Source organism: Comamonas sp. Z1 (genome assembly GCF_008121555.1).
Taxonomy (GTDB): Bacteria; Pseudomonadota; Gammaproteobacteria; order Burkholderiales; family Burkholderiaceae_C; genus Comamonas; species Comamonas thiooxydans.
The window spans coordinates 96217-108816 of the sequence record NZ_VOQT01000006.1 but is presented as its reverse complement, the minus strand read 5'-3'; the positions used below and the strand labels follow the sequence as shown (position 1 = coordinate 108816).

General features: G+C 63.4%; 11 protein-coding genes. 6 read left to right on the top strand and 5 right to left on the bottom strand.

Annotated elements, in window-relative coordinates; all coding sequences use genetic code 11:
• Positions 1–127: 127 nt before the first annotated feature.
• From recQ to FSY45_RS13275, 4 genes are all read right to left on the bottom strand, one after another.
• On the bottom strand, positions 128–2038 hold the full coding sequence (gene recQ, locus FSY45_RS13290; protein ID WP_003069534.1) for a DNA helicase RecQ: 1911 nt from the start codon (positions 2036–2038) through the stop codon (positions 128–130).
• A gap of 137 nt (positions 2039–2175) precedes the next feature.
• On the bottom strand, positions 2176–2910 hold the full coding sequence (gene hutC / locus FSY45_RS13285) for a histidine utilization repressor (RefSeq protein ID WP_223305653.1): 735 nt from the start codon (positions 2908–2910) through the stop codon (positions 2176–2178).
• A 45-nt stretch (positions 2911–2955) separates the two neighbouring features.
• Positions 2956–4104, bottom strand: a complete 1149-nt coding sequence (locus FSY45_RS13280; RefSeq protein ID WP_003069530.1) for an acyl-CoA dehydrogenase family protein — start codon at positions 4102–4104, stop codon at positions 2956–2958.
• A 32-nt stretch (positions 4105–4136) separates the two neighbouring features.
• Positions 4137–5426 (bottom strand): CaiB/BaiF CoA-transferase family protein, encoded by a 1290-nt coding sequence (locus tag FSY45_RS13275; protein WP_187427556.1) that lies wholly within the window; start codon positions 5424–5426, stop codon positions 4137–4139.
• Between FSY45_RS13275 and FSY45_RS13270 the strand changes: the two genes are divergently transcribed.
• The 6 genes from FSY45_RS13270 to hutH all read left to right on the top strand — a co-directional run bounded on the left by FSY45_RS13270 (position 5405) and on the right by hutH (position 11633).
• Positions 5405–6337 carry a LysR substrate-binding domain-containing protein gene (locus FSY45_RS13270; RefSeq protein WP_080944432.1) on the top strand — a complete coding sequence of 311 codons (933 nt, stop codon included), beginning with the start codon at positions 5405–5407 and terminating at the stop codon, positions 6335–6337. The genes FSY45_RS13275 and FSY45_RS13270 overlap by 22 nt on opposite strands.
• Positions 6338–6599: 262 nt before the next feature.
• Positions 6600–7568: an ABC transporter substrate-binding protein gene (locus FSY45_RS13265; protein ID WP_034363122.1), complete on the top strand. Its 969-nt coding sequence runs from the start codon at positions 6600–6602 to the stop codon at positions 7566–7568.
• A 17-nt stretch (positions 7569–7585) separates the two neighbouring features.
• The gene (locus FSY45_RS13260) at positions 7586–8449 is read left to right on the top strand and encodes an ABC transporter permease (protein ID WP_034351359.1); all 864 of its coding nucleotides are present in this window, start codon (positions 7586–7588) and stop codon (positions 8447–8449) included.
• Positions 8449–9228, top strand: a complete 780-nt coding sequence (locus FSY45_RS13255; RefSeq protein ID WP_003069521.1) for an ABC transporter ATP-binding protein — start codon at positions 8449–8451, stop codon at positions 9226–9228. The genes FSY45_RS13260 and FSY45_RS13255 overlap by 1 nt, the downstream gene beginning before the upstream one ends.
• A gap of 10 nt (positions 9229–9238) precedes the next feature.
• The gene (hutC, locus tag FSY45_RS13250) at positions 9239–10006 is read left to right on the top strand and encodes a histidine utilization repressor (RefSeq protein WP_003069519.1); all 768 of its coding nucleotides are present in this window, start codon (positions 9239–9241) and stop codon (positions 10004–10006) included.
• Between the two features lie 67 nt (positions 10007–10073).
• On the top strand, positions 10074–11633 hold the full coding sequence (gene hutH / locus FSY45_RS13245; RefSeq protein ID WP_046461141.1) for a histidine ammonia-lyase: 1560 nt from the start codon (positions 10074–10076) through the stop codon (positions 11631–11633).
• Between the two features lie 140 nt (positions 11634–11773).
• Here the strand turns inward: hutH and hutC (FSY45_RS13240) are convergent, their stop codons facing one another.
• The gene (gene hutC, locus FSY45_RS13240) at positions 11774–12490 is read right to left on the bottom strand and encodes a histidine utilization repressor (RefSeq protein ID WP_012836657.1); all 717 of its coding nucleotides are present in this window, start codon (positions 12488–12490) and stop codon (positions 11774–11776) included.
• Between the last annotated feature and the right edge of the window lie 110 nt (positions 12491–12600).

Sequence of the window (12600 nt, the reverse complement as noted above, 5' to 3'; positions counted from 1 at the left end):
GGCGGCAACAGGTGTCCGGGCGCGCGCAGCTGCCAGCAGCAGCTTGCCCGACCCTGTTCAAGGTCCGGGGCGCGGCTTGCTGCAGGTCCTTGAGGCGGCGTCCAGACCGCTGTCGAATCCGGGCCGATCAGCCCAGTGCTACCACGCGCAGCACCTCGGCACCATAGGCATCGAGCTTCTTGGCGCCCATGCCGCTGACGCCCTGTAGCTCCTGCAGGCTCTGGGGATTGAGTTCGGCAATCGATGCCAGGGTGGCGTCGTGGAAGATCACATAGGCCGGCAGATTGTGAGATTTGGCCACTTCGGCGCGCCAGGCCTTGAGGTTGATGAAGCGCACCTGTGCGTCGGGACCCAGATTGACCGCAGCTGCATTGGCAGCGGACTTCTTGCCCTGCTTCTTGCTGCGCGATGCGGCCACGGCCTCGCGCAGCTGTACCTGCACCTCGCCCTTGAGCACGGCACGCGAGCCCGCGGCCAGGCACAAGGTGTCAAACACATGGCCGCTGTTCTCGCTCACCACCTTGTGCAGGCCCAGGGCCCCCGTGGCCAGCAACTGGCGCATCACAGCGCGCAGCTGTGGCTCCGAATACTCCTTGCCGATGCCGAAGGTGGATACCTTGTCATGCCCGTACTGCGTGACCTTGTCCGTCTCCTTGCCGCGCAGCACGTCCATGATGTGGCCCGCACCATAGGTCAGGCCGCTGGCCTCGTGCACGCGGAAGATGGTGGACAGCAGCTTGCGTGCCGCATCCGTGCCATCCCATAGCGCCGGCGGTTCCAGGCAGTTGTCGCAGTTGCCGCAATGGGTGCGGGCAACGGCCTGCAGTGGCTTGCCATCCAGGCTCGGCTCCTGTCCATACTGCTCGCCAAAATAGGCCAGCAGCCGCACGCGGCGGCAGTCCGTGGCCTCGGCCAGACCGAGCAGGGCATCGAGCTTGCCGCGCATCACCTGCTTGAACTGTTCTTCGGCGGGGCTTTCGTCGATCATGCGGCGCTGGTTGACCACGTCGCTGAGACCGTAGGCCATCCAGGCATCGGCGGGCAGGCCGTCGCGGCCCGCACGGCCGGTTTCCTGGTAGTAGCCCTCGATGTTCTTGGGCATGTCCACATGGGCCACAAAGCGCACATCGGGCTTGTTGATGCCCATGCCGAAGGCGATCGTGGCGCACATCACCACGCCTTCTTCGCGCAGAAAACGGTCCTGATGATTCTGGCGCATTTCCTGGGGCAGGCCGGCGTGATAAGGCAGGGCATTGATGCCGTTTTGCACCAGGGTCTGGGCCAGCTCCTCGACACGCTTGCGCGACTGGCAATAGACCACGCCGGCCTCGCCCTCATGCTCGCGCTCGATAAAGCGCAGCAGCTGGTTGCTGACGTCCTTTTTCTCGGCGATCTTGTAGCGGATGTTCGGGCGGTCGAAACTGCTGATGAAATGCTGGGCTGCTTCCAGCTGCAGGCGCTCGATGATGTCGGCGCGCGTCAGCGCATCGGCCGTGGCCGTCAGCGCGATGCGCGGCACCTCGGCATAGCGTTGGTGCAGCACGCTCAGCGCGCGGTATTCGGGGCGGAAGTCGTGTCCCCACTGACTCACGCAATGCGCTTCGTCGATGGCGAACAGCGACAGCTTGCCCTGGGCATGCAGATCGTCGAGCAGACCCAGAAAACGTGGCGTGTTCAGCCGCTCGGGAGCGGCATAGAGAAGGGTGATGTCGCCGCTTTGCAGGCGCAGCTCCACCTCCTGCGTCTCGTCGTAGCTCAGGGTGGAGTTCAGATAGGCGGCGCTGATGCCGGCCTCATGCAGCGCCCCGACCTGGTCGTGCATGAGCGCGATCAGCGGCGAGACCACGATCGTCACGCCATGGCCGAGCTGCTGGCGCGCAATGGCCGGAACCTGGTAGCACAGCGATTTGCCGCCGCCCGTGGGCATGAGCACCAGCGCATCGCCGCCGTTGATGACATGCGAGACGATGGCCTGCTGGGGGCCACGGAATTGCTCGTAGCCAAAAACGGCTTGCAGAATGGATTGCGCGGAAGACACCGGGTACTCTTGAATCGATAGCTGGTAGCGCCTGCTGGATATGGGGAAGAGGCCGATTTTGCCTCTGGTGCAAGCATCAGGACTGGCCCTATTGTGCGCCGCGACCCGGCGCGCTGCCCAGGCCGGGTTATGCGCAATCAGCCAGCCTGCCCTATGGTGGAGGGTGAAAAATGCGCATCCAGCTCGTAGAGATCGGCGGGATAGGTCAGGCGCACAAAGGTGATGGGCAACTGCCCGGTCCAGGTACGGCGGTCGATCACCAGACAGGGAAAGCCGGGCTTGATCTCCAGCAAGCCGGCGGTTTCCTCGCTGGCCGCTTCGGCACGAATGCGGTGTTCGGCCGAGCTCCAGGGCACGTGGTTGACCATCCATGAGCTGGGACTGTGCTCGGTGAAAGGCTCGTGCTCGGCGTCCGGCACGGATTCGAGATTGATCAGGCGGTCTTCGATGCAGAACGGACGCGATCCCGCCATGTGCAGGCACAGCACATGGACGATGGAGGCAGGCCGGGCCATGCGCATGGCCTCCATGTCCTCGCGCGTGCTGCGCCGCTGCGTGCGGCCGAGCAGCCTGCTCGAATACTCCTGGCCCATGCCCAGCACCACCTGGCGCAGATCGGGAATCTCCAGCACGGCAGAGCTGGTTTGCGGGCGCGTCACAAAGCTTCCCGCCTTGCGCTTGCGCACCAGCAGACCGGCTTCTGCCAGCTTGTTGAGCACCTTGCTCACCGTCATGCGCGAGCATTGGTAATGGACGGTCAGCTCCATCTCCGACGGGATGCGATAGCCGGGCGGCCAGCGGCCACTGAGAATGTTCTGTTCAATCTCGGTGAGAATTTTCCCGTGCAGCGACATGGAAGAGTGTTTGTCCATGGAGTGGATTACACCAGCAAATCCGGCCGGGTGCCGCTGCGCCTTCTAAGCGTTCAATACGGAGCGTGCAATGATGGTGCGCTGAATCTCGGAAGATCCTTCGTAGATGCGCAGGATGCGGGCATCGCGCACATAGCGCTCCAGGGGCATTTCCCGGGTATAGCCGTAGCCGCCATGAATCTGCAGCGCCTCGTCGGTCACGAAGCCCACCATTTCCGAGGCGAACAGCTTGGCCATGGCCGACTGCTGGGTGAAGGGCTGGCCCTGCTGGCGCAGTGCCAGGGCCTGCATGGTCAGCGCCCAGGCGGCTTCCAGGCGCAGCTTCATGTCGGCGAGCTTGAACTGTATGCCCTGCTTGTTGGCTATCGGTTCGCCGCCCACCAGACGCTGGTTGGCCCAGTCGGCCGCTGCCTTGAGTGCGGCCTCGGCAATGCCCAGAGAGGTCGCAGCCACGTCCAGGCGGCTGTTGTCCAGCACCTTCATAGCAGTCTTGAAGCCGCTGCCCTCGGCGCCGAGGCGATTGGCCGCCGGGACACGCACGCTGTCCAGCGAAACTTCAAAAGCATGGCCGCCGCGAATGCCCATGAGCTTCTCGGGCGACGAAATCTGTATGCCGGGCAGATCGCGCGGCACGATGAAGGCGCTGACCCCGCGTGCCGCAGCCTCCGCATCGGTCTTGGCGAACACCACCATGAAGCGGGCCTCCGCCGCATTCGAGATGAAGTGCTTGACGCCCGTGATCAGATAGTCGTCGCCGTCGCGCACGGCCCGGGTACGCATGTCTGCAGGGTGGGAGCCGCCGCGCGGCTCGGTCAGCGCAAAGGCCGCCAGCCATTCCCCACTGGCGCAGCGCGGCAGCCATTGCTCGCGCTGCGCCTCGTCACCGCCGATGAGAACGGCATCCGTGCCCAGGTAGTGAGCACCGATCATGGACGAGGTCGCGGCGCAGGCGCGCGAGATGGCGACCAGCGACATCAGCATGGCGGTGGGGGTGACGCCCGGTCCGCCAAAGCGTTCCGGCAGATTCATGCCCATCACGCCCAGTGCGGACAGGCCGGGCACATGGCGCGTGGCGGAAAAGGCTTCCTCGTCCATGGCCTGGGCCACGGGGGCCAGGGTTTCCTCGGCAAAGCGTGCAACGGCATCGGCAACGGCCTGATCTTCTTCGGTCGCGCCCAGACGAATCAATGACATGGCGGTCTCTCCTTGTTTTCTGTCAATCAAAATCAACCCAAAGCGCCTGCTTCGCGCAAGGCGGCAATGGCGTCCGTGCTGCGGCCCAGCCAGCTTTGCAGCAGCAGCTCCGTGTGCTCGCCCAGGGCCGGTGCGCGTTGCGCCCGATTGGGCAGAGCGCCGTTGAAATGCACGGGCTGTGTCGGCAGCTGAAGGCCCGGAAGGCGTTCGTCCTCGACCTCGCAGAGCAGGCCACGCGAGCGGATCTGCTCGGAGTTCAGGGCCTGCTCTATGTTCCAGATGGGGGCTGCGGGAACGCCTGCCGCTTCGAGCCGCGCCACCACATCGGCCACATCGTGCTGCGTGCTCCAGCCCTCCAGCGCGGCGCGCAATGCGGGCTCGTTGGCCGAGCGGGTTTCATCGCTGGCAAAACGCGGATCGCTGGCCAGCTCGGGCAGGTCCATCGCGGCAGCGGTGGCGTCGAACAGCTTCTTGTTGAGCACGGCCAGAGCGTAATGGCCGTCACGTGCCCTGTAGACGCCAAACGGCGCCGAGAGCGGATGTCGGTTGCCCACACGCCGGGCAGGCTGGCCGGTGAACAGATAGCGCGACATCGATGTCGCCAGAAAGCTCAGCGTGGTGTCGAACATGGCGACATCGACATGCTGGCCGACTCCGGTTCTCTGCGCCTGCAACAGGGCCGCCAGTGTCGCCCAGGAGGCAAACAGGCCGGCAACCACATCGCTGACCGCCTCGCCGACCAGGGTGGGCGCGCCTTGAGGCTCGCCCGTGGCCTCCATCAGGCCGCTCATGGCCTGAACAATGATGTCGTAGGCCGGGCGGTGGGCCAGCGGGCCGGTCTGGCCGAAGCCGGAGACGCTGACATACACCAGCCGGGGATTGAGGGCGCGCAGCGTTTCGGGGCCGATGCCAAGGCGCTCGGCCACGCCCGGCCTGAAGTTCTCGACCACCACATCGACCTGCCGGGCGAGCTCATGCACCACGGCGACCGCATCCGCATGCTTGAGGTCCAGCACCAGGCTTTGCTTGTTGCGATTCATGACTGTGAACAAGGCGCTTTGCTCGTTCTTCATGGGGCCGATGGCGCGGTAGTCGTCGCCCTGAGGCGGCTCCACCTTCACGACTTCCGCGCCCAGATCGGCCAGCAAGGCCGTGGACATGGGGCCCGCCAGAACCCGGGTGAAGTCCAGGATGCGGATGCCGTCCAGCGGACGGGAGGCAGTTTTTTCGGTTGATGCAAGCATGGGAGTCCTGCTGTTGATCTGAAGCGATGCCTGCATGCTGCCCAAAACATGAATCAATGGAAAATATTCATTTCCCATTCACTGGATTCAAAAAATTGATTCAGATAAATCTGCGCCAGCTCGAATATTTTGTCGCCGCCGCACGCCACGGCAGCACGGCCAAGGCGGCGCTGGCCATCAATGTTTCACAGCCCTCCATCTCCAAGGCGATTGCCGACCTGGAGGCCCAATGGGGCGAGAAGCTTTTTGTGCGCAAACATGCCGTCGGGCTGGACCTGACCGCGGCAGGACTGGCCAGAAGCCGGGAGGCCCTGAGTCTTCTGGAGGCTGCGCAACTGCTTCAGGAGCCACGCAAGCAGGCGGTTTCCGGCACGCTGAGGCTGGGCTTTCTGAGCACGCTGGGCGCGCTGTGGATTCCGCAACTGCTCACCCAGATGCAAAAGCGCCACCCGTCCATCGACATCGAGCTGATCGAAGGGGACATCGCCTCCCTGACGCGGCAAGTGGAGCGAGGGGAGATCCATGCCGCACTGCAATATGACCTGGGCCTGGCTCGCCCTTTGTTGACCATGCACCCGGTTGCCGCGTTGCCGCCCTATGCCTTGCTGCCTGCCAGGCACGCCCTGTCTGCGGCGCCCAGCGTGAGCCTGGCGGAGCTGGCCCAGTCGCCGTTGCTGCTGATCAACCTGCCTCAGAGCCGAGAGTACTTTCTCTCGCTGTTTCGGGAGGCGGGCGTGGTTCCCACGGTGAACTATGAACTGGCGTCGATAGAACTGGTGCGTTCCATGGTCGCCAACGGGCATGGCGTCAGCGTTCTGACCACGCGGCCGGTGGTCGACCGAACCCACGACGGCAAGCGGCTGGTCTGCAAAAGAATCAAGGGCCGCGTCGCCAAGCAGGCCGTGGTGCTGTCGGTGCCCAGGAGCAATGCCTCGGCGCTGATTGCACCATTTCTGACCGTGGCAAAAAGCGTGATTGCACCCGACTAGCGCAACGCGGGTGCTGTTTTGGTGCGCGACCCCAGGAGCCGGCGGTGGCGGTCTGTGGGCGAGCGAGTTGGCACATAGCTTGCTCTTGTGGATTGTTGACTCATGTCTATACAGCTGGGAAATGCGGCAACTATGGCGCTCGGGTAAGCCTGTATATACATGTTCAATCAGCAATCGCAAACTTCGCTGTCTGCACTGTCGTGCAAGGCTTGAAGTCCGCATCAACAACCGAACTGCTCTGGCATCGACCGAGGAGAGTCCCATGAAATCGACACGTCGCGTTCCAATCTGGCAACTGGCATTAGCCGCAACCGTTCTAGTGTCTGCTGCACAACATGCAGCGGCTCAGGAGACCAAGATCGTCCTGGGCATGTCGGGATGGACAGGCTTCGCGCCGCTGACGCTCGCGGACAAGGCCGGGATCTTCAAGAAAAACGGCCTCAATGTCGAAATCAAGATGATTCCCCAGAAGGACCGGCATCTGGCGCTGGCCTCGGGGGCCGTGCAATGCGCCGCCACCACCGTGGAGACGCATGTGGCCTGGAACACCAATGGTGTGCCGATCGTGCAGATCTTCCAGATGGACAAGTCCTATGGCGCGGACGGCATTGCCGTGCGCAACGACGTCAAGAACTTTGCCGATCTGAAAGGCAAGACCGTCGCCGTCAGCGCGCCGGGTACGGCTCCCTACTTCGGGCTGGCCTGGATGCTGAACAAGAACGGCATGACCATGAAGGACATCAAGACCGTGTCGCTGGAGCCTCAGCCTGCGGCACAGGCCTTTGTCTCCGGTCAGAACGATGCGGCCATGACCTATGAGCCCTATCTGTCCACGGTGCGTGCCAACCCCAGCGCCGGCAAGATTCTGGCCACCACCATCGACTACCCGATGGTGATGGATACCGTGGGCTGCGATCCCAAGTGGCTCAAGGCCAACACGGCAGCCGCCAAGGCGCTGACCCAGTCCTATTTCGATGCCATCGCCATGATCAATTCCGACAAGGAAAAGAGCTACGAAATCATGGGCGCGGCCGTCAAGCAAAGCGGCGAGCAGTTCGGCAAGTCGGCAGCCTTTCTGAAATGGTCGGACAAGGAGGCCAACCAGAAGTTCTTTGCCAGCGATCTGCTGCCTTTCATGAAGGAGTCTGCCGCCATCCTCAAGGAAGCTGGCGTGATCCGCAGCATTCCTGAGAACTACGGCGTCATGTACGACGCCAGCTTCATCAAGTAAGCGCAAAGAGGTTGCAAATGGAAGCGGTATCACCTTCTATCAAGTCTGCATCACCCGCATCGGTTCAGGTGGCATCGCCTTCCGTGAGGCCGGCTCGCCGGCGCTATATGGCCCCTTTGGAGCCCGTCAGCCCCAAGGCCAAATGGCTGCTGGGCACGGGCTTCTTCGTGCTGTTCCTGCTGATCTGGTCGGCCGTCACCTTTGGCGGACTGGTCTCGCCGACCTTTCTCGCCAGCCCGCTGACGATGCTGCGCGAAGGCATTTTGCTGTTCACGGAGTTCGACTTTCACCATGACATCGGCATGACTGTATGGCGCGTCATGGGGGGCTTCATCCTGGCCAGCGTCGTAGCCGTGCCGCTGGGCATTGCCATGGGGGCCTGGAAGCCTGTGGAGGCGTTCTTCGAGCCCTTTGTCTCGTTCTGCCGCTACCTGCCCGCCTCGGCTTTCATCCCGCTGCTGATTCTCTGGGCCGGCGTGGGCGAAGCCCAGAAGCTGTTGGTCATCTTCATCGGCTCCGTGTTCCAGATCACCCTCATGGTGGCCGTGACCGTGGGCGGTGCGCGCAAGGACCTGGTGGAGGCCGCCTACACACTGGGCGCCAGCAATACCGGCATCGTCAAGCGGGTGCTGATTCCCGGTGCCGCACCGGGCATCGCGGAAACCCTGCGCCTGGTGCTGGGCTGGGCCTGGACCTACGTGATCGTCGCAGAGCTGATCGGCTCGTCCTCGGGCATCGGGCACATGATCACCGACAGCCAGGCGCTGCTCAACACCGGACAGATCATCTTCGGCATCATCATCATCGGGCTCATCGGTCTGGTGTCGGATTTCATCTTCAAAACCGTCAACCGTCGCATGTTCGAATGGAGTTCCCTGTGATGAACCAGCTGTCCATTCAAGGCGTTTCGCGCACCTTCACCAGCCACAAAGGCGTCAGCACCCAGGCTCTTTTGCCGGTGGATTTCGAGGTCCGCGAGAACGATTTCGTGACCATTCTCGGGCCCTCCGGCTGCGGCAAATCGACAATGCTGCGCATTGTTGCGGGCCTGGATTTTCCGACGACAGGGCAGGTGCTGTTGGACGGGAAACTGGTGCAGGAGCCCGGCGCCGACCGCGGCATGGTGTTTCAAAGCTACACCTTGTTCCCCTGGCTGACCGTGGCGCAGAACATCCGCTTCGGACTGCGCGAGAAAGGCGCGAGCGAAGCCACCCAGAAAGAGCGTAGCGACTATTTCATTGCCAAGGTGGGTTTGCGCGGGTTCGAGAATCACTACCCCAAGCAGCTGTCTGGAGGCATGCAGCAACGCACGGCGATCGCGCGTGCGCTGGCCAACGACCCCAAGATCCTGCTCATGGACGAGCCCTTCGGTGCGCTGGACAACCAGACCCGGGTTCTGATGCAGGAATTGCTGCTGGGCATCTGGGAGGCCGAGCGCAAGACGGTGATGTTCGTGACCCACGATATCGATGAAGCCATCTTCATGGCCAATCGCGTGGCCGTGTTCAGCGCGCGTCCGGGTCGCATCAAGGCAGACATTCCGGTCCATCTGCCGCACCCGCGCCACTACACCGTCAAGACCTCGCCCGAGTTCATGGAGCTCAAGGCCCGGTTGACGGAAGAGATTCGCGCCGAGTCACTGGCTGCGGCTGCTCACTGAGGCCTGCATCATGAATGTCCGAGATCCTGCCCAGCGCAAAACGGCTCCTGCAGCCCAGATGCCACTCGCGTTGTACCAGCAGGTCAAGGACCATGTGCTGCGCAAGATCGGCGACGGTTCGCTGGCGGCCGGTGCGCGCGTGCCTTCCGAGCAGGAGCTGGTCAACGAGTTCGGCGTGGCGCGCATGACGGTGAACCGTGCGCTGCGCGAACTGGCAGAGCAGGGCGTGATCGTGCGCGTGGCGGGTGTCGGCTCCTTCGTGGCCGAGGAAAAGCCGCAATCGACCCTGCTGCGCATCGCCAATATCGGTGAAGAGATCACCCAGCGTGGGCATGACCATCGCTTCGAGCTGCTCGATATGCGCCGCGAGTCCGCCTCGCCCGAAGTCGCTGCGGCGCTGGATCTCGCGGTCGGCGCTTCGGTCTTTCATCTGCATGGCGTGCACTTCGAAAACGAGCTGCCGGTTCAGATCGAAGACCGCTATGTGAACCCCCGTCTGGTCCCCGACTTCATGGACCAGGATTTCTCTGCCGTGCAACCCTCGGTCTATCTGGTGCGCAATGTGCAGTACGACCAGATCGAGCATGTGGTCGATGCGATCTTGCCGACGGCCGAGCAGGCCCGGCTGTTGCAGATGGCTCTCGACCAGCCTTGCCTGATGCTCACGCGCCGTACCTGGCTGCGCGGCGTCCCTATCACCTGGGTGCATTGCGTGCATCCGGGCATGCGCTACCGACTCGGTAGCCGTTTCCGAACCGATTCAGTGCACGGCGGCTGATCCCGGCCAGGCCCTTGAATCCCTCAGTACGTTTTTGTTTCTCTTGACTGTATAGACAGGTATAGCCATGAACACTACCACCACCCAAGAGCTCTCGAACTCCGAACTGGAACTGCATCCCGGCGAGCTCACGCTGGCTCAGCTGCGCCGCATTCAGGACGGCGGCGTGCAGCTCAGCATGGCGCAGGCCGCCTATGCGGCCATGCGCAAGGCCGAGGCCCATGTGCAGCACATCGTCGATGAAGACCAGGTGGTCTACGGGATCAACACCGGTTTCGGCAAGCTGGCTTCGACCAAGATCGCGCATGAGCGCCTGGCCGAGCTGCAGCGCAATCTGGTGCTTTCGCACAGCGTGGGCACGGGCGAGCCGCTGCCGGATCATGTGGTGCGCCTGGTGCTGGCCACCAAGGCCGTGAGTCTGGCCCGCGGGCATTCGGGAGCCCGCACGGCGCTGGTGGACGCGCTGCTGGCGCTGGCCAATGCCGATGTCCTGCCCGTGATTCCCTCCAAGGGTTCGGTGGGCGCTTCGGGCGATCTGGCGCCGCTGTCGCACCTGGCCTGTGTGCTGATCGGCGAGGGGCAGGCCAAGGTGGGTGGCAAGCTCGTTTCCGGCCGTGAGGCCATGCAGCATATCGGCCTGGAGCCCTTTGTGCTCGGCCCCAAGGAAGGGTTGGCGCTGCTCAATGGAACCCAGGTCTCCACCTCGCTGGCGCTGGCGGGTCTGTTCCAGGCCGAAAGCGTGCTGGCCGCAGGCCTGGTGGCCGGTTGCCTGACGCTGGAAGCCATACAGGGTTCCATCAAGCCCTTCGATGCGCGCATCCACGCGGCACGCGGCCAGCATGGACAGATCGCCGTGGCGGCTGCCGTGCGCTCGCTGCTGGACGGCAGTGCCATCGACCCCTCGCACCCCAATTGCGGGCGCGTGCAGGACCCCTATTCCATCCGCTGCGTGCCGCAGGTCATGGGCGCCTGCCTGGACAATCTCAGCCATGCTGCGCGCGTGCTGGTCATCGAAGCCAATGCCGCCTCGGACAATCCGCTGGTGTTCGACAACGGCGACGTGATTTCGGGCGGTAACTTTCATGCCGAACCCGTGGCTTTCGCCGCCGACATCATGGCCTTGGCGATCGCTGAAATCGGCGCCATCTCCGAGCGTCGCATGGCCTTGCTGCTGGACACCGGACTGTCGCGCCTGCCGGCCTTTCTGATCGAGGACAGCGGCGTCAACTCGGGCTTCATGATCGCCCAGGTCACGGCGGCTGCCCTGGCTGCCGAGAACCAGTGCCTGGCCCATCCCAGCAGCGTGACCAGCCTGCCCACCTCGGCCAACCAGGAAGACCATGTCTCCATGGCCACCTATGGCGCGCGTCGCCTGGCCGACATGGCCAGAAACACGGCGGTGATCGTGGGCGTGGAGGCCATGGCCGCGGTCCAGGGCATGGATTTCGACCGCCGGCTCAAGAGCTCGCCGCTGATCGAGGAGCAGTACGCGTTGATCCGCAGCCAGGTGCCTTACCTGGACAAGGACCGCTATCTGGCCCCCGATATCGAAATCATGCGTCTGTGGGCGCTGGAAACCGCCTGGCCCGAGGTGCTGCAGAGCATTCTGCCGAGCACGGAGCGCTGAAACTGCTGCCTACAACCCACACCGCAAAAATCGCCGGTGCCCCAGGCCAGGGGTTCCGAGCAAGAGCCTCAGCCGGCCGCGCCGCCTCGCAGCGAGGGCGCTGTCCCCTTGGGGGAAAGCGGCGCAGCCGCTCAGGGGGATCAAAAACTTCCCGCGAACTGGTAGCGCGAAGCCGGGTGCCACAGGGCCGAAACCGAGGCCACCTGGCCCTGGGAGCGGGTTCTGCGGCGCAATACCAGACAGGGTTCGGTGACCTCCATGCGCAAAAGCTCCGCCACCTCGGCCGTGGGCATGCTCGCTTCGATGGAGAAATTCACGCCCTGCAGCGGAGCCACGCGCACCAGATAGGCATTGGGCGTCTGGCTTGCAAAGTCCTGGCTCAGATAGTCGGGAGCCACGGCCGGATTCACATAGCGGTCTTCGACCTGGATGGGGACATCGTTCTCGAAGTGCACGACCACGGAGTGAAACAGATGGGTGGCGGTGCTCAGCTCGAACTGGCGCAGCAGGGCGGCATCGACCTTGCAGCGCTCGAGCCGCTGCAGCTCCCCCCGGTGCCGGTGGCCGCGCGCACCAATTTCGTCGGCGATATTGCGCAGCTCGACCAGGGTGGCCTGGTACTTCTGCTGGGCCACGAAAGTGCCCGAGCCCTGGACGCGCGTCAGTGTCTTTTCGTCGCTGAGCTCGCGCAGCGCGCGGTTGACGGTCATGCGCGCCACATTGAACTGCTTGACCAGGGCGGCCTCGCTGGGAATGGCCTGGCCTTCCTGCCATACGCCACTTTGAATCTGCTGCAGCACATGGTCTTTGATGCGCTGGAACGCAGGTACGGCGGCGGTGGTATCGGTTCGCGACATAGGGTTTGTGTGGATCAGAAAAGCTGTCTAGATGATTGACGTGGGTGGGAGTAAATCACAAAATTCGTCTATACAACTTCGCGGAAATAAATGAAAGTTGTTCGGACATA

Coding starts and splice junctions, on each gene's coding strand:
- hutH (WP_046461141.1), top strand. CDS start 10,074: ATGAACACTACCACCACCCAAGAGCTCTCGAACTCCGAACTGGAACTG.
- FSY45_RS13260 (WP_034351359.1), top strand. CDS start 7,586: ATGGAAGCGGTATCACCTTCTATCAAGTCTGCATCACCCGCATCGGTT.
- FSY45_RS13265 (WP_034363122.1), top strand. CDS start 6,600: ATGAAATCGACACGTCGCGTTCCAATCTGGCAACTGGCATTAGCCGCA.
- hutC (WP_223305653.1), bottom strand. CDS start 2,910: ATGGACAAACACTCTTCCATGTCGCTGCACGGGAAAATTCTCACCGAG.
- hutC (WP_003069519.1), top strand. CDS start 9,239: ATGAATGTCCGAGATCCTGCCCAGCGCAAAACGGCTCCTGCAGCCCAG.
- hutC (WP_012836657.1), bottom strand. CDS start 12,490: ATGTCGCGAACCGATACCACCGCCGCCGTACCTGCGTTCCAGCGCATC.
- FSY45_RS13270 (WP_080944432.1), top strand. CDS start 5,405: ATGGAAAATATTCATTTCCCATTCACTGGATTCAAAAAATTGATTCAG.
- FSY45_RS13280 (WP_003069530.1), bottom strand. CDS start 4,104: ATGTCATTGATTCGTCTGGGCGCGACCGAAGAAGATCAGGCCGTTGCC.
- FSY45_RS13255 (WP_003069521.1), top strand. CDS start 8,449: ATGAACCAGCTGTCCATTCAAGGCGTTTCGCGCACCTTCACCAGCCAC.
- FSY45_RS13275 (WP_187427556.1), bottom strand. CDS start 5,426: ATGGGAAATGAATATTTTCCATTGATTCATGTTTTGGGCAGCATGCAG.